Origin of the sequence: Rhodococcus sp. IEGM1339 (genome assembly GCF_050321925.1) — a bacterium.
In the GTDB taxonomy this organism is placed as follows: domain Bacteria; phylum Actinomycetota; class Actinomycetes; order Mycobacteriales; family Mycobacteriaceae; genus Rhodococcus; species Rhodococcus pyridinivorans.
In genome coordinates this window covers 53,025-77,789 of the sequence record NZ_JBNQFT010000004.1, presented here as the reverse complement: position 1 = coordinate 77,789, position 24,765 = coordinate 53,025, and the positions used below count along the sequence as shown (strand labels likewise).

Sequence of the window (24,765 nt, the reverse complement as noted above, 5' to 3'; positions counted from 1 at the left end):
TCACTGCTCGCACAGGTCCGCCGACTCGCCGCCGAACGCGGCGTCGGGATCGTGCTCATCACTCACCATCTGGAAGAGGTCCTCGAGGCCGCCGATCGGGTCGGTGTGCTGCGGGGAGGACGGCTCGTCGCCGAACGCCCCATCCGCGGGAACGGCGCCGAGAGGGTCACCACCGCCGAACTCGCCCGCGACATGGTCGGCCGTGAGGTCGGGCTCGGTATCCGCCGTGCGGCCACCGAACCGGCCGGGAACCGGATGCTCGAACTGGTCGGTGTGTCCGTCCCCGGTCAGTTGCACGACGTGACCCTGCGGGTCGCATCCGGGCAGCTCGTCGCCGTCGCCGGCGTCGAGGGCAACGGCCAGTCCGCCCTCGAGGACGTCCTGTCCGGGCTCTCCCCCGACTCCACCGGTGCGGTGGTCGTCGCCGAACGGGAGATCGACTCCTCGTCCCCCCGCGCGATGCGCGAGGCCGGTGTCGGCATCGTCCCCGCCGACCGCTACACCCGGGGACTGATCAAGTCGTTGGGAATCGACACCAATCTCGCGATCGACAGCTACACCGATCCCCCGCTCGCCCGTCGCTGGGGCCGCCTGTCGCGGGCAGCCGTCCGCGAACGCGCCGAGCGCATCATCGCCGCCCTGTCGGTCAAGGCCCAGAGCCCGCGCACGCTCGCCGGCACCCTGTCCGGTGGGCACGCCCAGCGCGTGGTGCTCGGCCGGGTCCTCGACGGTGAACCCGACGTCCTCGTCGTCGCCCAGCCCACCCGCGGTCTCGACATCGGCGCCACCGAATTCGTGTGGGACACCCTCGTCGACCACCGCTCCCGGGGCGCCGCGATCCTGCTCATCTCGTCCGATCTCGACGAGATCTGCAGCCTCGCCGACCGGATCGTCGTGCTCTACCGCGGACGGATCGTCGCCGAATTCGACGAAGGCCCGTTCGACCGCGAAGCCCTCGGCTCGGCCATGGGCGGATTCCAGGAGGCCGCAGCATGACCACCACGCTCAGCCCACCGGTGACGACACCACCCGAGCCGCCCACCGCGTCGCGGATGCGGGGCCTCGCGACCACCATCGGCGTGCCGCTGCTCGCCGTCGCCGTCGGTCTCGCGGCGGGCGGGATCCTCATCGTCCTCGCGGGCGGCAATCCCGGGCAGGCCTACACGACGATGCTCGACGCCGCGCTCGGCGGCGACACACAGCTCGGCCGCCTGCTCACCGGTATGACGCCGCTCGTGCTCATAGGGCTCGGCTACGCGATCGCGTACCGCACCGGCTTCATCACCATCGGCGCGCAGGGCCACTACGACGTCGGCGCCATCACCGCGACGGCCGTGGTGCTGAGCATGCCGTTGGGGACGAGCTGGATCGCGATCCCGATCGTCGCCGTCACCGCCGCGGCCGCAGGTGCGTGCATCGGCGGCATCGCAGGCGTGCTGAAGGCGCGGCTCGGGGTAAACGAGATCATCTCGTCGCTCATGCTCAACTACCTCGTCTTCTACACATTGGCGTGGGCGGTGCGCAAACCCCTCGCCAATCCCAACGGTTTCACCCCCGAGTCCGAACGCATTCCCGACTGGGCCGCACTCGCGACGATTCCCGGCACCCGCATCCACATCGGTGTGTTCGTCGCGATCGCGGCGGTGCCGCTGGTGTGGTGGCTCATGCGTTCGACCCGGTTCGGTTTCGCGTCGCAGATCGTCGGTGGGAGCCCGAGCGTCGCCGAGGCCAATGGCATCTCCGTCGCCCGCACCGTGGTCACCTCCGCTCTGATCAGCGGCGCACTCGGCGGTATCGCCGGCGCGATCATGTTGCTGGGCAGCGAGTTCCGACTGTCGCTGGCGATCTCCTCCGGGATCGGGTTCACCGCGATCGTGGTAGCACTGCTCGGGCGTCGCAATCCGTTCGGCATCGTGCTCGCAGCAGCATTGGTCTCCGGGCTGACCCTCGGCAGTCAGGCGGTGCAGCGTACCCAGGAGATCCCCGCGTCCATCGGCACCGTCGTCCAGGCAGTGATGATCCTGACGGTGCTGCTCGCCAACCGAATCGTGGAGCGTGCTCGATGAACTGGTCCGATGTCCTGGGCGCCGGTGCGCTCGTCCCGCTGTTCACCGCTGCGCTGCGGCTGGCGGTGCCGATCATCCTCGCCGCCGCCGGCGCGTGCCTCGCCGAGCGCTCGGGGCTGATGAACCTCGGTATCGAGGGACAGATGATGGTCGGCGCGATCATCGCGTTCGTGACGGTGTACTACACCGGGCAACCGATGCTCGGCGCCGCCACCGGCGCCGCCGCGGGCCTCGTGATCGCCGCGATCGTCGGCTACCTGACGATCACGATGGCCGTCGACCAGATCATCACGGGGATCTCGGTGGTGATCCTCGGGACCGGACTCGCGTCCTTCCTGTACCTGCAGGTGTTCGGCATGACCGGTACACCGCCGCGCATCCAGGGCACCATTCCCCTCGACCTTCCGGTGCTGTCCGACCTGCCGGTGCTCGGCCCGATCGTGTTCTCGCAGTCCCCGCTCGTCTACCTCGCGCTCGCACTCGTCGTCGCCCTGTGGTGGGTGCTCACCCGCACGGCCTTCGGCCTGTCGATCCGCGCGGCCGGGGAAAGCCCCGAGGCCGCCGACTCGGTGGGCGTCTCCGTCCCCCGCACCCGATGGAGCACGCTGCTGATCTCCGGCGCCGCAGCAGGTATGGCCGGCGCGCTCGTCATCGACAGCCTGGGCTTCTTCCAGGACGGCATCACCGGTGGTCGCGGCTGGATCGCGCTCGGTGTCGTCATCCTCGCCCGGTGGAATCCGCTCGGCGCCATCGTCGGTGGCTTCATGTTCGGTCTCGTCGACGCCTTCCAGCTGCGCGTACAGGCCGCGTCCGGTGGACAGGCCACGTCGGTACCGTACGAGCTGTTCCAGGCCATGCCGTACGCGGTGACGTTGCTCGCGGTCATCGCCACAACCGTGTGGTTCTCGCGCAGCAATTCTCCGAAGGCGCTCGGCATCCCGTTCGTGCCCGCGAAATAGCTTTCCGTCAGCTTTCCCGTCAGTCCTGGGGTTCGCAGTCGCGAGCCCTCCCTTCCCCGAGGAGAACCACGTGAAGAAATTGGGTACCGCTGTGGCGGCCGCCGCCGTCGTCGGAGCCGCCGTGACCGGGTGTTCGAGTTCCGACCCCGGTGGGAGCGGCTCGGCCGACGGGGTCGTCAAGGCCGCGATCATCACCTCGGGTCCGGTCAACGACGTCGGCTGGAACCAGGGCATGGTCGAGGGCGCCGAGAAACTCGAAGCGGAAGGTCTTATCGACCTGACCGTGGTGCAGCAGGATTCGGGCGCGACCTCGGAGCAGATCGCCCAGATCGTCACCGACCTCGCGGAGGACGGCAACCAGCTCATCGTCGGCCACTCGTTCAATTACGGCGAACCCATCAAGGGCATCATCGCCGACTACCCCGACGTGCTGTTCGCCTATCCCGGCGGCTTCGGCGACATCACCGCCAACCTCGCCGACTACAGCCAGCCGTTCTATCAGGGTTCGTTCCTCACCGGCATCCTCGCCGGCGACCTGACGGAGACCGGCATCCTCGCCGGCACCGCCGGTTTCGAGATCCCGGTGTGCAAGGCCCAGATCGAGGCGTTCGCCGACGGCGCGCGCCTGACCTACAAGGGCCCCGGTGAGATCCAGTTGCGTCCGGCCTACATCGGCGGATGGTCCGACGCGGCGGCCCAGACCATCGAGGCCGTCAACGCCCTCGTCGACCAGGGCGCCGACCAGTTCTCCACGTGCGGTGTCGACGCGGCCACCATCGAGGGCGCCAAGCAGCGCGGTGTCGGCGTCGCCGGCTACACGATGGATCAGACCCCGCTGGCACCCCAGAACGTCGTCTCCTCCGTCGTGTGGAATCTCGACGAGGTCCTCCGCGCGATGATCGCCGACGTCGAGGCCGGCAACGTCGACCCGGCGAAGTACTACGAGGTGGACATCACCGAAGGCGGCCTGGACGTCGTCATCAATCCGGCCTTCGCCGACAAGATCTCGCCCGAGGCGATGGCGCTGTTCGAGGAGTACCGCGAGAGGATCATGGCCGGCGAGTTCGAGGTCGAGTACAAGGGCGGCGACTGACCCGGAGCACCTCCTGTAGAACGAACGAGACTGACCTTGTGCGCGATTTCCCACCGGATTTCGCACACAACGTCGGTCTCGTTCCGTAGCTTCGACCTTTGTGAAGATCCGACCTATGTTCGGACGCGCTCCGCGCACCACTCCACCAGCGCCGCCGCGAGGTCGTCGCGGGCGGACAGCTGTGGCGCATGGTCGGACTCGAGCGACACGACCTGCGCACCCGGGGTGAGGCGTTGCATCCCCCGTTGGGTGACGAGGGGAACCGAACGATCCAGTGTCGCTTCGACGTACAGGCGTGGCAGGCGCCCGAATCGTTCCGGTGTCCAGCTGGGCGCCATGAGCCGGGTGGTCTCGAGTTGCGGCACGAGTCGGCGCGCGGCACCGATCGCGTCGGCCGAATCCGCCTCGTGGAAGAACACCGCCGCACCGGCCTCCGGGGGCACGATCGTCCCGCGACCGTCCTCGGTGGGTTCGAGCCATCGCGAGATGCCCACCGGCGATTCGAGACCGATTCCGTCGCAGAGCATCCCGAAGTCGACCCCGGACGGAAGCATCATCCCCGCCACATAGGCGACCCCGGTGACACGCTCCGGCAGCATCTCCGCGACCTGCGTGACGACGATGCCACCACCGGAATGACCGACGAGGATCACAGAGCCATCCAGTCCGGCAACGTGGTCGGCCACGACCGCGGCGACGTCGTCGAGCGTCACGTCGTCGGCGCCCCATGATCCGACACCGGGAAGCGCGAGTGGGTGTGGGACGTGCCCGGACCGGCGGAGCGGTTCGAGCAGCGTGTCCCACACCCAGCTTCCGGCCCACGCGCCGTGCACGAGCACGACATGACTCACGCGCGGTTCTCCCCCGTCGCCGCCAGCACCCGGGCGGCTTCCCGCACAGCAGCGGTGTTGGCCTTGCCGTGCCGCGACCCGGCGAGCTTCGCTTTGATGTGATCGCGGATCAGGATGGGTTCATAGGGTTCCAGGCCCGCATATTCGGGCAACGTGGAGACCACCGCGTCGACGTTGCCGTCGTGGAAGAACGCCACCGAACGACGGCGCCGGATCCTCCCGTCGACGATCGGCGGCTTGACGCGGTGCAGCGTCGACATCCACCGGTCGTCGGTGATGCGGGCGGTGAGATCGCCGAGATTGACCAGCAGGGCGCCGGGCAGCGGTTCGACGTCGTGCCAGACACCGTCGGAGCCGAGCACCTGCAGCCCCGCGACCCGATCGGCCCACAGCACGGTGACGATCCCGAAGTCGGTGTGCTCACCCATGCCGGTGAGATCGCCGTCGAGGTCGACGGTGCCCTCGGGCAGCGCGTAGTTGTTCATCCGCAACACGTCGATCGAGTGGTCGGTGAGCCGTTCGAAGTAGTCGGGGGCCTGCCCGAGGGCGTCGGCGAAGATCCGGGTGAGGGTCCGCGCGACCCGCGAAGCCTCGGTGAAATAGGTCTGCACACGGTCCTCGAAGCCGGGGACGTCGGGCCAGACGTTGATTCCGTAGTCGTCCTCCGACAGGTCCAGGTGGGCGAACGACCGGGCCTCCACGCCGACGTTGTACGCCTCGAAGAAATCGTTCATGCGGCTGGCGGATTCGACGCCGAGGCTCAGGCTCAGCGACTCGCTCTTCGGCGGGCTGTACCCGCGGTTCGCACCCACCACCCGATACTGCTGCTTGTCGTCCATCGGCAGACCGAAGAAGTCGTCGAGGGCATCGGCGAGGCCGTCGACCACCGGATCGGAAATGCCGTGTCCGAGAATCTGAACGAATCCCACACGGCTGCAGGCTTCGTCGATCTCACGGGCGACACGAGCTCGTTCGGCCTCGTCGCCGGCCCGAACGTACGGGCCGATGTCGACGGCGGGAACGACGAAGGCGTCAGACGGCGACTGGTTCATGGGCAACTCCGTTGGGAGAGATGGTACCGGCCGAGGTGACGGGGGCCGGCGTGCCGGACCGGGACGCGCGAGCCAGTGTCCCGAGACGAGTGTGGTTCAACAGCAGGTTCAACGAGAACGCCGCGATCGCGGCGAGCGTGATGCCGCTGCCGAGCAGGATCTGCGCAGCGGACGGGAAGCGCTCGAACATGCCCTCGGCGAGTTCGGGCAGCAGACCCACACCCACCGCGACGGCGGCGATCGTCGAGTTGATGCGGTCGGACAGGTCCACCGAGCGCAGCGTGTTGATGCCCACGAGGGCGACGGTGGCGAACAGGATCAGGCCGACACCGCCGACCACCGGCTTCGGCAGCGCCGCGACCACCGAGCTCACCTTGGGCAACGCCCCGAGGACCACGAGGATCGCACCCGACGTGGCGGTGACGTAGCGGCTGTAGACCCGGGTGGTGGCGACCGCACCGACGTTCTGGGTGAAGACGGTGTCGACGAAGGCGTTGAAGACACCCGCGAGCACAGCGGACGCTCCGTCGCCGGCGAGTCCGCGGGCGATGTCGCCCTTGCTGACGCGCTTACCGGTGATCTCGGCGACGGCGAGCATGCTCGCGGTGGATTCGGCGAAGACCACGGCCATGACGATGCTCATGGCGACGACCGCGGTGATGGGGAATTCCGGTGCACCGAAGTGGAAGGGGGCAGGCAGACCCACCCACGACGAGCCGGCCACGCCGCCGAGGTCGATCAGGCCGAGCGGAACCGCGACGACCGTGCCGATGGCAAGGGCGATCAACACCCCGAGCTGCGCCCAGATGCCGCGACCGAGGCACAGGAAGGCGACGGCGACGACGATCACGAGCACGGCCAGGGCGATGTTGGTGGGCGAGGCGAAGGTGGGCGACGACGGGTCGGTGCCGACGATCAGCCCGCCTGCCACGCCGATGAGCGAGATCCCGACGACGGTGAGGACGGCACCGGTGACGAGCGGCGGGAAGAACCGGATGATCCTGGCGAAGGGCCAGGCCAGGGCGAGACCGACGATGCCGCCGATCAGCATGGAGCCGTAGACGGCCTGCAGGCCGTATTCCTTCGCGATGAGGATCATCGGCGTCAGGCCGGCGAAGGTCGCACCGCAGACGATGGGCAGGCGGACGCCGACGAGTTTGCCGACGCCGAGGCTCTGGACGATGGTGATCAGGCCGGCGATCAGCAGGTCGGCGCTGATGAGCATCGCGATGGTGTCGCGGTCGAGTCCGACGGCCGCGCCGAAGACCAACGGGACGGTGATGCATCCGGTGTACATGATCAGGACATGCTGGAGGCCGAACGCGAACTGCCGGAGGAACGGTAGTCGCGCGTCGACGGGGTGCGGTGAGGTCATGTGATCGCTCCCATTTCGGATGCAGTGCTGTATACGGTGCCGGATACAGCTTGGGGGCCGAAGTTTTCGGGCTCGAGTCATCGTGTTTCGCGCGGGTAAGAAACCGCTCACCGCACCCGCATCGGAGCTAGGTCAGTCGTCCGTTCACGCGCAGACGGGCGATGCCACCGTCGGGATAGACGTCGAGCCGCACGAACTCCACCGGCGTCGGCGAATCGACGCGGAAACGGTGCCGGCAGTCCGGCAGCAGTGCGGTCCGCGGGACGAGTTCGACCCAGGACGATTCGTCGGACATCGCGTCCCCGCTGGGGATTCCGCTCAGGCGCGCCGCTCCCGGTGCGTTGCCGACGAAATAGGAGGTGTCGACCTCGACGTGGTCGACGCATCCCTGCCCGGCGAGACGGATCACCACGTAGTCGTTGCCGTCGTCGCGGCGCCGGGCGTTCTCCCAGCCCTCCCCCATGTGCCGCGAGCGACCGAGGCCGATGATGTTGCGCGGCGACGAATAGAAGCGGTTCGAGCACGCGACGACGTCGCCACCGTTCTCGAGGGCCGCGAGATCGATCGTGCCCGTGAGGAAGGCCGGGTCCGGGCGTGCATATCCGTGCACCCGGAAGCGGGCCACACCGCCGTCAGGAAAGATGTTCAGGCGCAGGTGCGTCCAGCGCCGGTCGTCTTCCACCGCGAAGGCGTTCGCGGTGTCGCCCTTCAGGGCCACGCACTCGAGGACCGGTTCCCACGGCGCGTCCAGCAACTCCTGATCGGTCGGGTAGCCGTCGAGGTTCACCCCGTCGACGGACGCGTAGGGCGGGTAGTTGCCGGTGAACCAGGCGGTGTCGATCACGACGCCCTCGACGACACCGGGAACTCCGAGCCGGACCACCGCGAAGTCGTGCCCGGGTTCGCGGCGACGCCGGGTCTCCCACCCGTCGTAGACCTTCCCCTTGTGCCCGAACTCCGACGGATCGAAATCCGGTGCGCCCGGCGAGATCAGATTCTCGCGACTCGCGAAGAACTCGTCGTTCGCGTACACGACGGCCCCGCCCAGCGATCGCGCGGCGAGATCGGGCAGTTGCAGGAAAGCTGCTTCGGTCAACGGTTTTCCTTTCGGGAGAGCAGCGCACCACGCGGTGCGGGGTCGGTGGCGCCGAGGGTGACGGTGAGTGGTTCACCGGCGAGCCAGGTCTGCCGCACGACCCCGGCCAGTGCACGTTCGGCGTAGGGCGTCACCGCGTTGCGGTGGTGCAGTCGCTCCGGGAAGACCACGAAGGCGTCGTCGGGCGCGAAGACGCACAGGTCGGCACTGTTGCCCACGGCGATGGCACCGCGGTCGGCCAGGCCCACGAGGTCGGCGGTGCGACCGGCCATCCAGCGCACCACGTCGACGAGTGTGTGCCCGCGCTTGCGCGCCTCCGACCACACGATGGGCAGTCCGAGTTGCAGCGACGAGATTCCGCCCCACGCCTCGCCGAAGTCGCCGGTGACGAACTTCTTCAACTCCGGCAGGCACGGCGAGTGATCGGAGACGATGCAGTCGAGTGTGCCGTCGGCCAGGCCGCGCCACAGCGCTTCCCGGTTGCGGGCCTCACGGATCGGCGGACAGCACTTGAAATGTGTGGAGCCGTCGAGGATCTCCTCGCTGAACAGCGACAGGTAGTGCGGGCAGGTCTCCGCGGTGACGGGCAGACCCTCGGCCTTCGCCGCGGCGACGAGCGGAAGGCTTCCCGCGTCCGACAGGTGCAGGATGTGCACGCGGCATCCGGTCTGCCGCGCACCGTCGATCACCTGGGCGACGGCACGGGACTCGGCGACCGATGGTCGCGAGTACAGGAAGTCGTCGTAGCGGGGTCCGGCCGGCGGGTCCTGCGCGTCGAGGGTCGGTCCGTCCTCGGCGTGCACGATGAGCAGGCCACCGAAGCCGACGATCACGCGCATCGCCTCGATCATCTGCTCACGATCGAGCGGCGGGTACTCGTCGAGACCCGAATACGCGAGGAAGCATTTGAATCCGTACACCCCCGCTTCCCAGAGCGGTTCGAGATCGGCGAGGTTGCCGGGGATCGCACCGCCCCAGAATCCGACGTCGACGGTGACTTGCTCGGCCGCGACCTTCTGCTTCACCTCGAGGGCCGCCACGTCGACGGTGGACGGGATGGAATTGAGGGGCATGTCGACGATCGTCGTCACTCCCCCGGCCGCGGCGGCACGCGTGGCCGTCGCGAAGCCCTCCCATTCGGTGCGGCCGGGTTCGTTGACGTGGACGTGCGTGTCCACGAGACCGGGGAGCAGCACCTCGTCGTCGGCGAGGACGATCTCCCGTGCATCGGCCGGAGCGGCACCGTCGTATTCCTCGATCGCGACGATGCGGCCGTCGCGCACGTGGACGGCGCAGCCGCGTTCGTCGTCCCCCATTACGGCGCGTCGCGCGCGGATCACGGTGGTCATCGCGTCACCGCCGTCGGTCGACCCGCGAGCCGGGCCAGGTGGTCGAGATTCGTGCCGGTGCGATCGCATACTTCCTTCTCTGTGAGGGCCCCGCAGCTCGTTCCCCGCAGGAGGAAGGCGGCGAGAGCACGGGCGGTGGCGGGTTCGTCGAGGTATCCCGACGACAGGGCCGGGTCGATGTAGGCCGCGACGCGTCCCACGGCAGTGGACAGCGACCGGCGGTAGAACGCGAAGGTCGCGGCGTAGCGGGTGGGCAGTTGCGCCGGATGCAGGTCCCATCCCTGGTAGAAGCCGCGGCGCAGCGACCGGTCGATCAGGTGGGCGTGCAGCCCCCATGCCGCGCGGATCTCGCCGCGGGTGCCGACGGGAAGGCGGTTGGTGGAGCCGTCGGACAACCGCACCCCCGTGCCCGCTGCCGCAACCTGCATCGTGGCCTTGGCGTGGTCGGCGACGGGGTGGTCCATCGCCTGGTACTCGGCGGCGATGTCGCACGCGGCCGAGTAGTCATAGGTGCCGTAGTGCAGTCCCGAACAGCGGCCCCGGGCCGCTCGGATCATGGTGGCGACGGCAGCGGTGCCATCGGGTCCGCAGATCGCCTGCGGCGTCTCGATCTGGATCTCGAACCGCAGGGGCGCGGCGAGCGGGTAGGTGGACTCGAGATGCTCGCAGACGGTGACCATAGCGGCGACCTGTTCGGGCGCGGTGACCTTGGGCAGCGTGACGACGAATCCGTCGGGGAGAGAGCACTTTCCGGTCAGTTCGGCGACGAAGAAGTCGAGCGTGCGCAGTCCGCGGCGCCGGGTGGCAGCCTCGAAGGACTTGAACCGGATGCCGACGAAGGGTGTCGCGGTGGGATCGGTCGCGAGCGCGGCGGCGGCGCGGGCGACGTGGGCGTCCTCGTCGGCGTCACGTTCGTGCTCCGGAATGCCGGGGCGGGTGAACCCGTCCTCGAAGTCGATGCGCAGATCCTCGATCGGTTCGGTGCGCAGTTTGGCCTCCACGAGAGGGAGGACGGCGTCGGCCAGTTCGGGTTCGATGCCGGTGACCGCAGCGAGGTCCGCGGGACCGTCGATGTGGGTGTCGAGGACGTCGAGCGCGTCGGCTCCCCATCGTGCCGCGATCCCGGCGTCGTAGCGGTCGGCCGGGACGTAGACGGTGTGCACCGGTTGGCGGGCACCGTCGGTCCCGGGATAGGTCGCGGCGTATGCCGCGTCGATGTCCGCGAGATGCGCGTCGAGCGCAGCCGCAAGCCTGTGCAATCCTGTCGGCACCCGAACTCCTGTCCTGTATCCACGGCTGTATACGTCGTGGTGCGCCGACGTTATCGGCGCCAGGTCATGTGTTCGGTTAACTGCGGTTACGGGCCCGTTACACATCCGGCAGGGCGGTGTTCGTCCTCGGCAGAACCCGGCCCGATGCCGCCGGATCGACGGCACAATGGTCGGCATGGAGCCGGAGCAGGGTCGCGTGATCGATTTCGCCACTGCCGCGAAGGCGGCACGTGTGACTGCCGCGAAGGCGGCGCGTGCGACCGCCGCGAACGCGGCACGGACTCCCGTGCGGGGAGCCGACAACACCGAGCCCCGTCTGCTCCGTCAGATCTACGGCGAGATCCTGCGCGACGAGCGTCGCGATCAGGACCGCAGCCTCGAGGACGTCGCCCGCACGGTCGGGATGTCGAAGCAGTACCTGTCGGAGGTCGAACGTGGGCGCAAGGAGGCCTCCTCCGAGATGCTGCGGTCCGTGTGCGATGCGCTGGAACTTCCGATGGATCAACTGCTCGCGCGCGGGATCCGCCGGATGACCGCGCACCGCACACTCCGAACCACGGGTCACGCCGGCGTCGAGTTGTGCGCGGCATGACGGTGCGACCACATGACAGCGTGACGGGTCATCCGTCCCGGTCGACGACGACGTGATCGGCGAGGCCGTAGGCCACCGCCTCGGCCGGTGAGAAGATCCGGTCCCGGTCGGTGTCGCGACGCAGTTGTTCGATGTTGCGTCCGGTGTGCGCGGCCAGGATCTCCTCGGTCTGGGCCCGTACCCTCATCACCTCCGCTGCCTGCAGGGCCAGATCGGAGATGGTGCCCTGCCCCTGCGCCGACGGCTGGTGCAGCAGCACCCGCGAGTGGGCGAGGACGTGCCGGCGACCGGGGGCTCCGGCCGCGAGCAGCACGGCAGCCGCCGACGCGGCCTGCCCCATGCAGTAGGTCGCGACCTTCGGTCGCAGGAATTGCATGGTGTCGTGGATCGCGAGCATCGCGGTGGACGATCCGCCGGGTGAGTTGATGTAGAGGCCGATCTCCCGGTCGGGGGATTCGGCCTCGAGATGCAACATCTGGGCCATCACGACGTTGGCGACCCCGTCGTCGATCTCGGTGCCGAGGAAGACGATGCGTTCGTTGAGCAACCGGCTGAAGATGTCGAACGACCGCTCCCCCGCCGGGGTGCGTTCGATGACGTTGGGGATCGTGTAGGTGCTCATCGTCCCAGTCCCATCTGTCGTCCCGCGACGAACGGCGCCAGTTCGACGAGTGAACCGACGACGGTGTCGACGATGCCGTACTCGCGTGCCTGTTCGGCGGTGAACCACCGGTCGCGGTCGCTGTCGCGTTCGATTTCTTCGAGTGAATGCCCGGTGGCGTCCGAGAGGATCTGCTGCGACTGCAGTTTCATGTATTCGAGATTCTCGGCCTGGATTGCGATGTCGACGGCCGTCCCCGAGAATCCGGCCGAGGGTTGGTGCATCATGATCCGGCTGTGGGTGAGGCTCGCGCGTTTGCCCTTCGTGCCCGCGGCGAGCAGGACCTGCCCCATACTGGCGGCGAATCCCGCTGCCACCGTGACGATGTCGTTGGGGACGAGTTGCATCGTGTCGTAGATGGCGAGGCCGGCGAAGACGGATCCGCCGGGTGAGTTGATATGCAGGACGATGTCGCGCCGGTCGTCGGCGGAGGCGAGCAGGACGAGTTCCGAGCAGACGCGCTCGGCCATCTCGTCGTCCACCTCTCCGGTCAGTCGCAGGATGCGCTGACGGAAGAGCCTGTCGGCCAGTTGGTCCCGGTACGAGAATGGTTCGGTGGTCGTCATGCAGCCAGCCTGACCCCCGATGGGTGCGAACCGGCGGTTCGTCTGCTCACGGCAGACGGACCGGTCGTTCCGGCAGATCAGTCCCCCGCGGACCGGAAGGCGCTGATCACCGCTGCGACGAGGACGGCCAGCAGAAGGAGCACGAGCAGGACCGGTCCGAGCAGCAGCACCAGCGTGATCACGACGGCCAGGCCGATCTTCGCCTTGGTGCTGAGTCCGGAAATCAGCCCGCCCAGCGCGGCGAGGGCCGGATTGCGACCCTCCAGCGCGGCTCGGATGCCGGCGAGGACCGCCTGCAGTCCCACGCCGCCGCTGGTGACCTCGCCGAGGAGCGAGTCCACCCATCCGCGGATCTTCCGGATCAGTCTCGCCCCGAGTCCCCGGAGTTCGGCCAGTGCGCTGCGGACACCGGCCCGCAGCGCATCCTGCAACCTCTCGAGGAGCGATGTGGGTTCCGGCTGTGCCTGCTCGGGTCGGGTCTGCTCGGATCGTGTCCGCTCACGTCCGGGGCGGGTGGGTTTCCCTGCCCGGGCGTCGTTCGCCGGCGGACGCGGTCGTCGTCTCTCCTTCGGAGGCGCCGGCTTCACACGAGAGCGGGGCGTGGCGTCCGAACGGGTCGATGTCCGAGTGGTCGATCGGGATGAGGTTCGGGTCGAGGTGCGCCGCGAGCCGGTTCCGGGGTCGCGGTCCCGACGCCGTGCAGCGGGTTCGGGTTCGCGGGTGCGACGCCGCGCGGTGGGCTCGGGCTCGCGAGGTCGACGGCTGCGCGTCCGCACAGGCTCGACGGGAGTCTCCGTCTCCGTGGCCCTCGCGCGCGTCGCGGTCGGCCGCCGCGCCGGACGGGAGGTTCGACGGGCTTCGTTCTGCCGAGCACTCATACCACTCGCCTTCTCTCGTGGACGAGCACGGTGCCTCTCAGTGAACGCCGGATTCCGGGTCCGGTCAACGGCAGACGGAGCGTTCAGCCGGTACGGAAAAAGGGGTGGACCCTGTTCAAGATCGGTAACGGCTCTTGGAAGAATGGTCATCGCCCTCACAGCACACGGGGAGGTGTGCGCATCATCGTTCGCGATGGGGAGTGCGCGCGCGACGTAATCCGAAGGAGAACCGACAGACGTGACCGAGCAATTCAGTTTCGAAACACTCACGCCCACGGCATTTCTCGACCGCTCCGCCCGGGTCTTCCGTGACGACCTCGCAGTGGTGGACGGCGACATCCGTCGCACCTATGCCGAATTGCGCGATCGGTGCCTGCGACAGTCGGGCATGCTGCACGCTCTCGGTGTCGAGCCCGGCGACCGTGTCGCAGTACTCGCGCCGAACACCTCGCTGATGCTCGAGGCGCACTACGGTGTGCTCTACGCGGGCGCCGTGCTCGTCTCGCTCAACACGCGCCTCACCGCGCCGGAACTGCGGTTCATTCTCGAGCACTCGGGCAGCCGGGTCCTGCTCGTCGAGGAGTCGCTGGCCGACCTGGCCCGCGAGGCCACGGCCGATCTGCCGTCGATCACGGTCGTCGGCGACGACTACGAGGACAAGCTCGCCGCCGCCCGTCATCGGTGCGTGCCGCTCGCCGACGAACGCACCATGATCGCCCTGAACTACACGTCCGGCACGACGGGTGATCCGAAGGGCGTGATGTACCACGCGCGCGGCGCCTACCTGCAGGCCCTGGCGATGGTCGCGCACTTCGGGCTCGACAGCGGATCCACCTATCTGTGGACGCTGCCTATGTTCCACTGCAACGGCTGGACGTTCACCTGGGCCGTCACAGCAGCCGGTGGCACGCACGTGTGCCTGCCCAAGGTCGACCCCGAGCGGATCTGGGATCTCGTGCGCACCGAGAACGTCACGCACCTGTGCGGCGCGCCGACCGTTCTCGCGTCGCTGGTCGACGCCCCGAATGCGGGCGGCATCGACCATCGTGTCGTCGCGGCGATCGGTGGCGCACCGCCGGCGCCCGCCCTCATCGAGCGGTGCACCGCGCTCGGACTCGACATCACGCACCTGTACGGGCTCACCGAGACGTACGGCCCGGCGGCGATCTGCGAGTGGCGTTCGGAATGGGACGTCCTCCCCGAGGACGAGAAGGCACGGCTGCGCTCGCGGCAGGGCGTGGGCAATGTCGTGGCCGGCGAACTCCGCATCGTCGACCCGATGGGATCCGACGTTCCCGCCGACGGTGAGACGACCGGTGAGATCGCGCTGCGCGGCAACAACGTGATGCTCGGTTACTACAACAACCCGGACGCGACCGCCCGCGCCGTGCCGGACGGCTGGTTCCGCACCGGCGACATCGGCGTCATGCATCCGGACGGCTACATCGAGATCCGCGACCGCGCGAAGGACGTCATCATCTCCGGGGGCGAGAACATCTCGTCCGTCGAGGTCGAAGCGGCGCTCATCAGCCATCCGGCCGTTCTCGAGGCCGCCGTCGTCGCGGCGCCGAGCGAGAAGTGGGGCGAACGTCCCGTCGCCTACGTGGCACTGCGCAGCGGCGCGAGTGCCGACGAAGCGGAACTGCGCGCGCATGTGCGTTCGCAGCTCGCCGGTTTCAAGGTTCCCGACAGCATCGTCTTCGGTGCCCTGCCGAAGACCGCCTCGGGCAAGATCCGCAAGGTCGAACTGCGCGAGCGTCTCTGAGCACCGGCCGGGGCGGTTCCCGACGTCACCTCTCGTCGAGAACCGTCCCGGCCCGCTCGGGCAGCGTGAATGCCGCGACCGCGGCGACGACGAACGATGCCGCGAACGCACCGAAGACGAGACCGTTGCCGCCGGCGCCCAGCAGCACCGGCACCAGCAGCGGCGCGATGATCGACGCGAGCCGCCCGAAGGCCGCTGCCGAACCGGTGCCCGCGCCCCGCACCGGCGTGGGATACAGCTCGGGTCCGATCGCGTACAGGGCACCCCACGCGCCCAGGTTGAAGAACGACAGCGCCATACCCGCCGCGACGATCGTTCCCGGAGTCTCGGCGAGCCCGAACAGCCCCGCCGAGACTGCCGATCCGGCGAGGAATACCCCCAGAGTCAGGCGACGTCCCCACACCTCGATCAGCCACGCCGCGACGCCGTAGCCCGGTAGCTGGGCGAGCGTGATGAGCAGCGTGTAGCCGAACGAGGTGACCAGGTCGAAGCCCTGCGCGACGAGCAGGCTCGGCAGCCAGATGAACGCGCCGTAGTACGAGAAGTTGATGCCGAACCACACGACCCACAGCGCCGCGGTGCGGCGGCGTAGGTTCGGCGCCCATACCGATCCCCGGGGTACACGCTCGACTTGGGCGACAGGTCGGCCGGGTTGTTCGTCATCGTCCGGCACGGAGGTGACCCCGGCCGAGCGCTCGTAGTCGCGCACGATCGCCTCGGCTTCCGCGTGCCGTCCGCGACTCTCGAGATAGCGCACCGATTCGGGTAGGCCGAACCGGACGACGAGGGCGTAGGCAGCCGGGACGAGCCCGACGGCGAGCGCCCACCGCCACCCGTCGTCGCCGGTGGGAACGACGAAATAACCGACGAGAGCGGCCAGGAGCCAGCCGACCGCCCAGAACGCCTCGAGGGCCACGACCACGCGTCCTCGCACCTTGCGGGGCGCGAACTCACTGACCAGCGTCGACGCGACCGGCAGTTCGGCGCCGAGACCGAGTCCGACGACGAACCGCAGGACGATGAGCATCGCCACCGAGGTCGACAGCGCCGCCGCGCCGGTCGCGAGACCGTAGACGAGCAGCGTCGCGGCGAAGACCTGCCGGCGTCCGATGCGGTCGGCGAGCAGACCACCGAGAGACGCACCGATCGCCATGCCGACGAAGCCGATGGATCCGATCCACGAGAGCTGCGTCGACGACAGATCCCACTGCACGGCCAGGGCTGCCATGACGAACGAGATCAACCCGACGTCCATGGCGTCGAGGGCCCAGCCCACGCCGGAGCCGGTCAGCAGGCGGCGATGTCTGCCGGTGAACGGCAGGTCGTCGAGCCGCTGGGTGCGAGTGGTCATGCACCGAAACGTACCGCAGCGCTCGGGCGCCGATCAGCCGCGCGCGGCGGCCTCCAGCACCGACACGTCGATCCGGCGCATCTTCATCATCGCGGCGGTCACGCGCTTCGCGACCTCCGGATCGGGGTCGGCGAGCAGTTCGTTCAGCCGTTTCGGTACCACCTGCCACGACAGGCCGTACTTGTCCTTCAACCATCCGCAGGCGGATTCCTCGCCGCCGTCGGCGGTCAGCGCGTACCAGTAGTGGTCGGCCTCCTCCTGATCGGCGCAGTCGATCTGGAAGGACACCGCTTCGGAGAACCGGAACTGCGGTCCCCCGTTGAGTCCGTAGAAGACCTGACCGTCGAGGAAGAACTCGACCGTCATCGGAGTCCCCGGCGGGACCGGGATGTCGCCTCCGGTGGACTCTTCGGTGTAGCGGGTGATCTCACCGATCTCGGAGTTGGGGAAGATGCCGATGTAGAAGTTCGCGGCCTCCTCGGCGTTCATGTCGAACCACAACCACGGAGTGATCCTGGGCATCGTGACTCCTCGTGTCGTCGAATGTGTTCCACTGTCACGAAGGCAGACCCTGTCCGGCCCGGATTCTCATCGCCGTGCGCACTCGCAGGCCGAGCCGCAGGGCTCCCGTGCTCGTAGGGGGGAACGCATGCCCCAACGGTTATGACCGGAGGCACGTCGGGTTTCGGGGCGATCGCCGCCGAACGGATCTCGGGCGCAGACGGGATTCGCCTCGTCCCCAGTGCCCGGCACGCCCCATCCACCGGAGAGGTACTACCGCTCGATCTGTCCTCTCTCGATTCCGTTCGTACCTTCGCGGCGACGGTTCGCGAACGGAGCGACCGGATCGACGGGCTCGTGCTGAACGCCGAGATGATCCGGAGCGACGTCGCCGCGCGGACCGTCGACGGTTTCGAGACGACCTTCGTCGTCAACCATCTCGCCCACTACCTGCTGCTGCGCCCGTTGCTTCCGGCTCTGGCGGACCGGGCCGTCGTCGTTGCGACCACCAGCGGCACACGCGACCCCGCGACCGGTGCGGGACTGGTACCGCCACGACATGGCGACGCCGGGCTGCTCGCCCACCCTGAACGGGATCCCGACCTCGATACGCATCCCCGCAAGGCCGGACAGCACGCCTACACCGCCTCGAAACTGTGCACCGTCCTCACGATGCGGAGGTTGTCGAAGGACGACACGGTTCGAGCCGGACGGATCACCGCGGTCGCCTTCGATCCCGGCCAGGTCTTCGGAACCGGTCTGGCACGAGCACTTCCCACTCCGATGCGACTGGCGTGGCGCGGCCTCGGGACGCGGGCCGGCATGTTCCTCCGCATCGTGCAGGACACCTTCAACACGCAGACCGAAGCCGGGAACACGCTCGCAGACCTCGTTCTCGGTGACATCGACGTTCCGGACGGCCGGGGTTATCTCGCACTGCGCCGCGGCGAACCGTCAGTGCTCGCTCGCAGCGACGAGCAGGCCGAACGGTCGTGGCGCGAGAGCGCACGGCTCGTCGGACTGCCCGACCGTTAGGTGTAGGTCCCCCGGGCGTAGTATCGGATGGCATGGGGAGCGCCTCGCGGTCCTCACGGCCTCTCAGCGATCGTCTCGCCGCACGGGCGCGACGTGTGTTCGTCGGTCGCGATGCCGAACTCGAGATCGTTCGCTCCGCACTGGACTCCCCCGAACCCTCGATCGCCGTGCTGTACCTGTACGGTCCGGGAGGCATCGGCAAGACCTGCTTGCTCGGCGCGATCTCCGATCTTGCGGAACGGAGCCATCGCGCGGTGACTGTGATCGACGGGCGCAACACGGATGCGTCGCCCGGCTCGGTCCTCGCGTCGGTGGATCGCCACATCGGCGACCGGCCGAGGGTGCTCCTCCTGGACTCGTACGAGCGGCTACGCGTGCTCGACGACTGGATCCGAACCGATTTTCTTCCCGGCCTTCCTGCGACGACGCTGACGGTGATCGCCGATAGGTCACCGCCCTCCGCGGGATGGCGCACCGATCCGGGTTGGGGTGATCTGCTCCGGATCGTGTCTCTCAGGAATTTCGACCCCGCTACGAGCGCTGCCTACCTCACCGCTGCGCGGGTTCCCGAGGAACTGCACGACGAGATCATCGGGGCAACGCACGGACATCCGCTCGGGCTCGGTCTGCTCACGGATGTCTTCGCCCGAGGAGGCGATGTACGTGTGCCGTGGCCTCCGGATCTCGTCGGGATGTTGCTCCGACGGTTTCTCGATACCGAGCCGGGGATCGCACATCGCCGCGCCCTGGAAGTGTGTGCGCTCGCCCGGGTGACCACCGAAGCCCTGCTGCGTGACGCCCTCGAGCTCACCGATGCACACGCCGAGTTCGAATGGCTCCGTGAGCTGTCGTTCGTCGAAGCAGGGCCGGACGGATTGTTTCCCCACGATCTGGCACGCGATGTCCTCGACGCCGATCTGCGCTGGCGCGATCCCGATGCCTACCGGTACACCTTTCACCGCGTGTGGAAGGGCATTCGCCGCGGTCTCGATTCTGCAGGAGAATGCGAACAGCAGCAGGCCATCGTGGACCTGAAGTTCGTGTTCCGCAATCTCCCCGGTGTGCTGTCGCCGGTGGATTGGCAGTCGTGGGGAAGCGCGCAACCCGAACGTGCGGAGCAGGCCGATCACTCCGCGATCGTCGATCTCGTGCGGACGTCGGAGGGAGACGAATCCGCGGTGCATGCGCGACGATGGCTCGAGCGACAACCCGAGGGTTTCTTCGTGTTGCGCGACGCCGACGGATCGATACGTGGTGTGCTCGGTCTGTTGGAACTCTCGCGAGCGTCACCCGAGGATGTCCGTGCCGACCCGGCGACGCGAGCCGCGTGGGATTTCGCCCGGCGGACAGCGCCTTCCCGTCCCGGCGAGTGTGTCGCGATCACACGCATCGTCATCGACCGCGCTGACTACCAGAATCCTTCTCCGACAATGAACTCGGTTCCGGTGCTCACCTTCCAGCGCTATTTCACCCTGCCGCATCTGTCGTGGGACTTCCTGGCGCTGGCGGAGCCCGACCGGTGGAACGAGTACTTCGCGGTCGCAGATCTCCCCCGTGCCGAAGGAGCGGATTTCACGGTCGGCGATCGTCACTACGGACTGTTCGCTCACGACTTCCGCCGTCGGGATGTCGACGAGTGGCTCACCGTCGTAACCGATCGTGCTCTGGCTCAGGGGCACAGCGGTCCCGAGCCCACGATGTCCCTGCCTCTCGCGCTGTCGGAGAAGAATTCGCGGAGGCGGTCCGAAATGCGCTGCACGACCTCCGTCGGCCCGATCTCCTCTCTCGTAATCCCCTGTTGCACAAGAGGGTCCTCCACAAACGGTCCTCTCCCGACGATCCCGATCCGGTGGTGCTGCGCGCGCTCCTTCGTGAGGCGATCGATTCCTTGGCGAGCGACCCTCGGGACGACAAGCTCTTCCGCGCGGTGGACCGCACGTACGTGCGCGGCGCAGCAACACGGGAAGCAGCGGCAGCCAGACTCGGGCTGCCGTTCAGTACGTACCGCCGACATCTGACCCGCGGCGTCACCCGCGTCGTCGGATGGCTGTGGGATCTGGAGGTGTACGGCGAGGCACCGTCCGGCCGTGAGCACATGTGAGCAGGTTCCGGCCTGTCGACCGAGCACCTTCCGCAGCGACGATCGATTCCGAGGAGGAGGTGTGATCATGCCGATCGGAGAGCGCGCCGTGGTTCTCGGCGCGAGCATGAGCGGATTGTCGGCGGCCCGTGTCCTGTCGGACAGGTTCGCCGAGGTGACGGTGATCGATCGTGACCGGCTGCCGTCCACGGACGAACCACGCCGTGGGGTGCCCCAGGGACGGCACATCCACGTGCTGATCTCACGGGGACAGCAACTCCTCGAGGAGATGTTCCCCGGGTTGTCACAGGAGCTGACCGCTGCAGGCGTTCCCACCCTCGACCACCTGGGCGACGTACGGTGGATTCTCAGTGGTCACCGGATTCGTCAGGGGCCGAGCGGTCTTCGAGTACTGGCAGCCGGCCGTTCGCTGCTGGAGCGCCGGATTCGTGACCGTGTGGCCGCGTTGGCGAACGTCGAGATCGTCGAACGGTGTGATGCCGCGGGTCTCGTCGCGACCGCGGACCGCAGCCGGGTGGTCGGTGCGCGGATCATCCGCCATGCCGACGGAAGCGCCGAGCAGGTGCTCGATGCCGACCTCGTCGTCGATGCGACCGGACGCGGATCCCGCGCCTCCGAATGGCTCGGGAGACAGGGCTGCCCGCAGCCCCGGGTCGACACCGTCGAACTCGATGTCGGCTACGCCACCGCGGTGTTCCGCGCGTCTTCGGTTGCACTCGGCAGCGACCGGGGCATCGTCATGGCGCCCACGCCCGAACATCCACGCGGTGCCGCCCTGCTCACCCTCGAATCAGATCGGTGCATGGTGGCTCTGATCGGGGTCCGCGGCGAAACCGTGCCGGCGACTCGGAGGGACTATCTCGAATTCGCATGGTCCCTGAGGTACCCGGACGTGTACGACGCGATCGCGGATGCCGAATGGGTCGAGGATGTCGTCCGGTATCGCTTCCGGGCGAGCACGTGGCATCGCTACGACCTTCTCGACGGATTCCTCGTCCTCGGCGATGCATTCTGCAGTTTCGATCCGATCTATGCCCAAGGGATGACGGTCGCCGCTCTCGAAGCCACCGCGATGGGCCGTCTCCTCGACGACCACGGGCCGTCCGCTGCCGTGCAGCGGAAGCTCGCGCGTGTCGTCGACGATGCCTGGGCGATGTCCACCGGTGGCGATCTCGCGTTCCCCGGTGTCGAGGGCCGGCGGGACCCGAAGACGAGGATCGGCAATGCATACGTACCGATGGTGCACGCGGCAGCCGCATACGACACGAAGGTGGGCACAGCGTTCGCCCGGGTGTCCGGACTGCTGGATCCCCCATCGGCATTGATGCGCCCAGGAATCATGGCACGTGTTGTCCGACAGAACATTTCGCATTCGGTCGCGTGGCCGTGGCGCCGAGCCGACGGATCCGCGATGCCGCCTCGCCGGTCGTCTCCGGGACCCGCCGGTCCGGCGGCACGATCTTCGTCCCTCTCGCGGGCCGGGCGCATGCACACGTAGTCGTCGGAGTGGGTATACATCGTCCGTGACGAAGAAGACGCGCGATCGCAGGAAACCGGGGCGGCAACGGCACCGGCCGCCGAGCACCGCGCCCCCACCACCGGCGCGATACGTCGAGGATCCGACGCTGCCGGCGGCCTGGCTCGTCGACATCGACGGAACGCTCGCGCACATGAGCGACCGGAGTCCCTTCCACTGGCACAGGGTGGGCGAGGACACCGTCTCCCCGGCGGTCGAGGCCGCGGTGCGAGGGTTCGCCGCCGCACCCGACAGGGCGGCGATCGTGCTGCTCTCGGGACGCGACGGCGTGTGCCGACCGGAAACCGAGGAGTGGCTCGCCCGGCACGACATCCCCTACGACGAGCTGTACATGCGTCCGGCCGGCGACAACCGGAAGGATTCGATCGTCAAGGCCGAGCTGTTCGACCGTCACATCCGGCACCGCTATCGCATCATCGCGGTGCTCGACGATCGCGATCAGGTGGTGCGCATGTGGCGACGGATGGGACTGGTGTGCTTCCAGGTCGCCGAGGGCGACTTCTGACGAGCACCGGCGCATACCCGGTTCTCGAACGATGTTTCAATCATGCTGGGACACTTCGGCACTCAGCGTGGACGGCGGAACGAACGGGGCCGCGCCGAGATCGACACGCCGAGTCCCGCACCCGACACAGCGCACGTACAGCACCTGTCCGATCGACGTGGCGTGGCTCGACTCCACACTCCATGCGTGTTCGTGAGGACGGGTCGAGGTCGGGCATTCCTGTGGGTTCCGAGCTTCGATGGCGGTCATGCCCACCACCATGATGTAATGCCCTTATGCATCTCAACCCTTACGGCGAGTATGCGGTCCTCCTCGCGGCGTCGCTGGCCGGCGACTGGCCCGACGACCGGGCCGGCATCATGGCCCGTACGCGCGAGGTGGGCATGACCATGGACTTCCCGACCGCGCCCGACGACCATCAGCGCACCCGTGAGGTCATCGACGACTGGCTCGCCGTCGTCGACGCGCCCGACCCCAGGGAACGTGCGCGCCTGCTCAACGAGCAGATGGCCGCCGCAGCGGCTTATCCCCGGCTGACCGATCACGACGGCGAGGGGTGGCACCTGCACTACCGCGACGAGGTCCAACCGCTCCCCGACGTACTGCGCGCGGTGATCAGCGTCGGCACGGCACTGCACCTCACCACTCGTGGAATACACCGCCTCCACCGGTGCGCCGCAGCGGACATCCCGACCAACCCGTGCTCGGCCGTGGTCGTCGACATCACCCGCAACGGCCGCCAGCAGTACTGCTCCGTGCGCTGCGCGAACCGCGCTGCAGTGCGCCGGCACCGAGCGCGAGCGGCCCAGCAGCGTCGACCCGCATAGCCCGAGTAGCACATCGCAATCGGGAACGGGTCTGTCCCCCACGTTCCCGCGAACCCGACGGGTTGGGAAGCTGGACCGCAGACACCCCACCGATCCGGAGGCCCCGAGAACCATGGCTGCTCGTTCCACCACCCGCCCGCCGAGGATCGACGCCCCGGACCTCGGCGTCCTCACCGACGCGGACGGCGACGAGTTGCTCGCGCACGGAATCTTCGAGAACAGCCGCTACACCGACACCGACCTGACGGGTCGTGATCTGGCCGGGATCATCCTGTCCGAATGCTCGCTCGTCGCACCGATCGTCGCCGACAGCGACCTCACGAGCGCACGCCTGCGCGACACTCTGGTCGAGCGCATGCAGGCACCGAATCTGTTCGCGCCGCGCAGCGGCCTGCACCGCGTGCACATCCGGGACAGCCGGATCGGTGCGCTGGACCTCTTCGACGCGGATCTGCGCAGCGTCACGATCGCGGATTCGAAACTCGGCCTGGTCAATCTGCGGGCCGCCACGGGACGCGACGTGCTCTTCCGCGGCTGCATCCTCGACGAACTGGATCTGGGAGGCGGCACGTTCACCCGCGTCGCCTTCGAGGACTGTTCCGTCGGCGTCCTCGACGTCGACCGCGCAACCCTCGACCAGGTGGATCTGCGCGGCCTGCGGATCGACACGATCCGCAACATGGGCGGTATGAAGGGTGCGACGATCAGCGCCCATCAGGCCGTCGAACTGGCAGGACACTTCGCCGCTCATCTCGGTCTGCGCATCGAAGACCCCTCCTGAGGACGATTCCCCGCCCGACCGATCACATTCGTACGGGTGGGACCGAGGAGACATCGAACGCCGCCTCGTCGAACGTCGACAGCTCCCGCAGCATCCGGTCCGTGGACCACGGCCAGTTGAAACTGTTGCGGCCGTTGACATCGAAGAAGTAACTACGACAACCGCCGGCGTTGTACACCGTCCCGTCGAGTGCGTCCTGCACCGTCCGGTTGAAGGCATCCTGCACGGCCCGTCGCGGCTCCATCCGGGTCCATCCCTCCTGCCGCGCTCGGATCAGCGCCTGCATGACGTATCCCAGTTGCGCTTCCAGGATCGTGAAGGCGGACGTGTGTCCGGTGCCCAACGAGGGGCCGAGCAGCACGAAGGCATTGGGGAAACCGGCGACCGTCGTTCCGAGATACGCCTGGGGGCTGCCACTCCAGTGATCGTCGAGGCTACGACCCTGCCCGTCGACGATCCGCCCGGCGATCGGCATGTCCAGGATGTGGAAACCCGTATACCGTGTCGGCGCAGGTGGACCGCGGCACCGAGACCGGAGATACCGGCACCGATG

General features: G+C 68.1%; 23 protein-coding genes and 1 pseudogene. 12 read left to right on the top strand and 12 right to left on the bottom strand.

Annotated features, from left to right (window positions below):
* Nucleotides 1-192 precede the first annotated feature (192 nt).
* From ACQR3U_RS06970 to ACQR3U_RS06955, 4 genes are all read left to right on the top strand, one after another.
* Nucleotides 193-996 carry an ATP-binding cassette domain-containing protein gene (locus tag ACQR3U_RS06970; protein ID WP_418345743.1) on the top strand — a complete coding sequence of 268 codons (804 nt, stop codon included), beginning with the start codon at nucleotides 193-195 and terminating at the stop codon, nucleotides 994-996.
* A complete protein-coding gene (locus tag ACQR3U_RS06965) occupies nucleotides 993-2,066 on the top strand; it encodes an ABC transporter permease (protein WP_230810064.1) in 1,074 nt (357 codons plus the stop codon). Before ACQR3U_RS06970 ends, ACQR3U_RS06965 begins: the two co-directional genes overlap by 4 nt.
* Entirely contained in the window at nucleotides 2,063-3,025 is a 963-nt protein-coding gene (locus ACQR3U_RS06960) for an ABC transporter permease (protein WP_006550611.1), read from the top strand. The genes ACQR3U_RS06965 and ACQR3U_RS06960 overlap by 4 nt, the downstream gene beginning before the upstream one ends.
* 70 nt (nucleotides 3,026-3,095) lie before the next feature.
* Nucleotides 3,096-4,118 (top strand): BMP family protein, encoded by a 1,023-nt coding sequence (locus ACQR3U_RS06955; RefSeq protein WP_230810063.1) that lies wholly within the window; start codon nucleotides 3,096-3,098, stop codon nucleotides 4,116-4,118.
* Between the two features lie 113 nt (nucleotides 4,119-4,231).
* On the opposite strand, the gene ACQR3U_RS06950 is transcribed toward ACQR3U_RS06955, so the two are convergent.
* The 6 genes from ACQR3U_RS06950 to ACQR3U_RS06925 all read right to left on the bottom strand — a co-directional run bounded on the left by ACQR3U_RS06950 (nucleotide 4,232) and on the right by ACQR3U_RS06925 (nucleotide 11,112).
* On the bottom strand, nucleotides 4,232-4,969 hold the full coding sequence (locus ACQR3U_RS06950; protein WP_230810062.1) for an alpha/beta fold hydrolase: 738 nt from the start codon (nucleotides 4,967-4,969) through the stop codon (nucleotides 4,232-4,234).
* Nucleotides 4,966-6,021 (bottom strand): isopenicillin N synthase family dioxygenase, encoded by a 1,056-nt coding sequence (locus ACQR3U_RS06945; protein ID WP_230810061.1) that lies wholly within the window; start codon nucleotides 6,019-6,021, stop codon nucleotides 4,966-4,968. The genes ACQR3U_RS06950 and ACQR3U_RS06945 overlap by 4 nt, the downstream gene beginning before the upstream one ends.
* Nucleotides 6,002-7,396 carry a uracil-xanthine permease family protein gene (locus ACQR3U_RS06940; protein ID WP_006550615.1) on the bottom strand — a complete coding sequence of 465 codons (1,395 nt, stop codon included), beginning with the start codon at nucleotides 7,394-7,396 and terminating at the stop codon, nucleotides 6,002-6,004. The genes ACQR3U_RS06945 and ACQR3U_RS06940 overlap by 20 nt, the downstream gene beginning before the upstream one ends.
* Before the next feature lie 127 nt (nucleotides 7,397-7,523).
* Nucleotides 7,524-8,492 (bottom strand): allantoicase, encoded by a 969-nt coding sequence (gene alc / locus ACQR3U_RS06935; protein ID WP_230810060.1) that lies wholly within the window; start codon nucleotides 8,490-8,492, stop codon nucleotides 7,524-7,526.
* Nucleotides 8,489-9,841: an allantoinase AllB gene (gene allB / locus ACQR3U_RS06930; RefSeq protein WP_230810059.1), complete on the bottom strand. Its 1,353-nt coding sequence runs from the start codon at nucleotides 9,839-9,841 to the stop codon at nucleotides 8,489-8,491. The genes alc and allB overlap by 4 nt, the downstream gene beginning before the upstream one ends.
* Complete coding sequence (locus ACQR3U_RS06925; protein ID WP_230810058.1) at nucleotides 9,838-11,112, bottom strand: DUF6986 family protein; 1,275 nt, start codon at nucleotides 11,110-11,112, stop codon at nucleotides 9,838-9,840. The genes allB and ACQR3U_RS06925 overlap by 4 nt, the downstream gene beginning before the upstream one ends.
* Before the next feature lie 166 nt (nucleotides 11,113-11,278).
* Between ACQR3U_RS06925 and ACQR3U_RS06920 the strand changes: the two genes are divergently transcribed.
* Nucleotides 11,279-11,704 carry a helix-turn-helix domain-containing protein gene (locus tag ACQR3U_RS06920; RefSeq protein WP_230810057.1) on the top strand — a complete coding sequence of 142 codons (426 nt, stop codon included), beginning with the start codon at nucleotides 11,279-11,281 and terminating at the stop codon, nucleotides 11,702-11,704.
* 28 nt (nucleotides 11,705-11,732) lie between these two features.
* Here the strand turns inward: ACQR3U_RS06920 and ACQR3U_RS06915 are convergent, their stop codons facing one another.
* From ACQR3U_RS06915 to ACQR3U_RS06905, 3 genes are all read right to left on the bottom strand, one after another.
* Nucleotides 11,733-12,326, bottom strand: a complete 594-nt coding sequence (locus tag ACQR3U_RS06915) for an ATP-dependent Clp protease proteolytic subunit (protein ID WP_138842146.1) — start codon at nucleotides 12,324-12,326, stop codon at nucleotides 11,733-11,735.
* Complete coding sequence (locus tag ACQR3U_RS06910) at nucleotides 12,323-12,931, bottom strand: ClpP family protease (RefSeq protein ID WP_193903345.1); 609 nt, start codon at nucleotides 12,929-12,931, stop codon at nucleotides 12,323-12,325. The genes ACQR3U_RS06915 and ACQR3U_RS06910 overlap by 4 nt, the downstream gene beginning before the upstream one ends.
* A gap of 77 nt (nucleotides 12,932-13,008) precedes the next feature.
* Nucleotides 13,009-13,362: a hypothetical protein gene (locus ACQR3U_RS06905; protein ID WP_230810056.1), complete on the bottom strand. Its 354-nt coding sequence runs from the start codon at nucleotides 13,360-13,362 to the stop codon at nucleotides 13,009-13,011.
* 685 nt (nucleotides 13,363-14,047) lie between these two features.
* Here ACQR3U_RS06905 and ACQR3U_RS06900 point away from each other — a divergent pair.
* Nucleotides 14,048-15,574: an acyl--CoA ligase family protein gene (locus tag ACQR3U_RS06900; RefSeq protein WP_006550623.1), complete on the top strand. Its 1,527-nt coding sequence runs from the start codon at nucleotides 14,048-14,050 to the stop codon at nucleotides 15,572-15,574.
* A gap of 25 nt (nucleotides 15,575-15,599) precedes the next feature.
* Here the strand turns inward: ACQR3U_RS06900 and ACQR3U_RS06895 are convergent, their stop codons facing one another.
* The gene (locus ACQR3U_RS06895) at nucleotides 15,600-16,925 is read right to left on the bottom strand and encodes an MFS transporter (protein ID WP_230810055.1); all 1,326 of its coding nucleotides are present in this window, start codon (nucleotides 16,923-16,925) and stop codon (nucleotides 15,600-15,602) included.
* A gap of 33 nt (nucleotides 16,926-16,958) precedes the next feature.
* Nucleotides 16,959-17,447, bottom strand: coding sequence for a VOC family protein (locus tag ACQR3U_RS06890; protein ID WP_006550625.1), 489 nt, complete (start codon nucleotides 17,445-17,447; stop codon nucleotides 16,959-16,961).
* Nucleotides 17,448-17,588: 141 nt separating this feature from the next.
* On the opposite strand from ACQR3U_RS06890, the gene ACQR3U_RS06885 reads away from it, so the two are divergent.
* The 6 genes from ACQR3U_RS06885 (at nucleotide 17,589) to ACQR3U_RS06860 (ending at nucleotide 24,212) form a co-directional block, all read left to right on the top strand.
* The gene (locus ACQR3U_RS06885; protein WP_230810054.1) at nucleotides 17,589-18,461 is read left to right on the top strand and encodes an SDR family NAD(P)-dependent oxidoreductase; all 873 of its coding nucleotides are present in this window, start codon (nucleotides 17,589-17,591) and stop codon (nucleotides 18,459-18,461) included.
* A 32-nt stretch (nucleotides 18,462-18,493) separates the two neighbouring features.
* Nucleotides 18,494-20,479, top strand: a complete 1,986-nt coding sequence (locus ACQR3U_RS06880; protein WP_308251504.1) for an ATP-binding protein — start codon at nucleotides 18,494-18,496, stop codon at nucleotides 20,477-20,479.
* 150 nt (nucleotides 20,480-20,629) lie between these two features.
* Nucleotides 20,630-22,060, top strand: coding sequence for an FAD-dependent oxidoreductase (locus ACQR3U_RS06875; RefSeq protein WP_230810053.1), 1,431 nt, complete (start codon nucleotides 20,630-20,632; stop codon nucleotides 22,058-22,060).
* A 25-nt stretch (nucleotides 22,061-22,085) separates the two neighbouring features.
* On the top strand, nucleotides 22,086-22,604 hold the full coding sequence (locus ACQR3U_RS06870; protein WP_219130025.1) for a polynucleotide kinase: 519 nt from the start codon (nucleotides 22,086-22,088) through the stop codon (nucleotides 22,602-22,604).
* 275 nt (nucleotides 22,605-22,879) lie between these two features.
* Entirely contained in the window at nucleotides 22,880-23,431 is a 552-nt protein-coding gene (locus tag ACQR3U_RS06865) for a CGNR zinc finger domain-containing protein (RefSeq protein WP_230810052.1), read from the top strand.
* 112 nt (nucleotides 23,432-23,543) lie between these two features.
* Nucleotides 23,544-24,212, top strand: coding sequence for a pentapeptide repeat-containing protein (locus ACQR3U_RS06860; protein WP_064060660.1), 669 nt, complete (start codon nucleotides 23,544-23,546; stop codon nucleotides 24,210-24,212).
* A 22-nt stretch (nucleotides 24,213-24,234) separates the two neighbouring features.
* Here the strand turns inward: ACQR3U_RS06860 and ACQR3U_RS06855 are convergent.
* Nucleotides 24,235-24,708 (bottom strand): annotated as a pseudogene (locus ACQR3U_RS06855) (cyclohexanone monooxygenase); the annotation flags it as partial.
* Between the last annotated feature and the right edge of the window lie 57 nt (nucleotides 24,709-24,765).

Bases quoted from the DNA above. Each gene is read 5' to 3' on its own strand.
- ACQR3U_RS06970 (WP_418345743.1), top strand. From the start codon at position 193: ATGGTCGGCCGTGAGGTCGGGCTCGGTATCCGCCGTGCGGCCACCGAA.
- ACQR3U_RS06965 (WP_230810064.1), top strand. From the start codon at position 993: ATGACCACCACGCTCAGCCCACCGGTGACGACACCACCCGAGCCGCCC.
- ACQR3U_RS06960 (WP_006550611.1), top strand. From the start codon at position 2,063: ATGAACTGGTCCGATGTCCTGGGCGCCGGTGCGCTCGTCCCGCTGTTC.
- ACQR3U_RS06945 (WP_230810061.1), bottom strand. From the start codon at position 6,021: ATGAACCAGTCGCCGTCTGACGCCTTCGTCGTTCCCGCCGTCGACATC.
- ACQR3U_RS06940 (WP_006550615.1), bottom strand. From the start codon at position 7,396: ATGACCTCACCGCACCCCGTCGACGCGCGACTACCGTTCCTCCGGCAG.
- allB (WP_230810059.1), bottom strand. From the start codon at position 9,841: ATGACCACCGTGATCCGCGCGCGACGCGCCGTAATGGGGGACGACGAA.
- ACQR3U_RS06920 (WP_230810057.1), top strand. From the start codon at position 11,279: ATGGTCGGCATGGAGCCGGAGCAGGGTCGCGTGATCGATTTCGCCACT.
- ACQR3U_RS06915 (WP_138842146.1), bottom strand. From the start codon at position 12,326: ATGAGCACCTACACGATCCCCAACGTCATCGAACGCACCCCGGCGGGG.
- ACQR3U_RS06910 (WP_193903345.1), bottom strand. From the start codon at position 12,931: ATGACGACCACCGAACCATTCTCGTACCGGGACCAACTGGCCGACAGG.
- ACQR3U_RS06895 (WP_230810055.1), bottom strand. From the start codon at position 16,925: ATGACCACTCGCACCCAGCGGCTCGACGACCTGCCGTTCACCGGCAGA.
- ACQR3U_RS06890 (WP_006550625.1), bottom strand. From the start codon at position 17,447: ATGCCCAGGATCACTCCGTGGTTGTGGTTCGACATGAACGCCGAGGAG.
- ACQR3U_RS06885 (WP_230810054.1), top strand. From the start codon at position 17,589: ATGACCGGAGGCACGTCGGGTTTCGGGGCGATCGCCGCCGAACGGATC.
- ACQR3U_RS06880 (WP_308251504.1), top strand. From the start codon at position 18,494: ATGGGGAGCGCCTCGCGGTCCTCACGGCCTCTCAGCGATCGTCTCGCC.
- ACQR3U_RS06875 (WP_230810053.1), top strand. From the start codon at position 20,630: ATGCCGATCGGAGAGCGCGCCGTGGTTCTCGGCGCGAGCATGAGCGGA.
- ACQR3U_RS06865 (WP_230810052.1), top strand. From the start codon at position 22,880: ATGCATCTCAACCCTTACGGCGAGTATGCGGTCCTCCTCGCGGCGTCG.
- ACQR3U_RS06860 (WP_064060660.1), top strand. From the start codon at position 23,544: ATGGCTGCTCGTTCCACCACCCGCCCGCCGAGGATCGACGCCCCGGAC.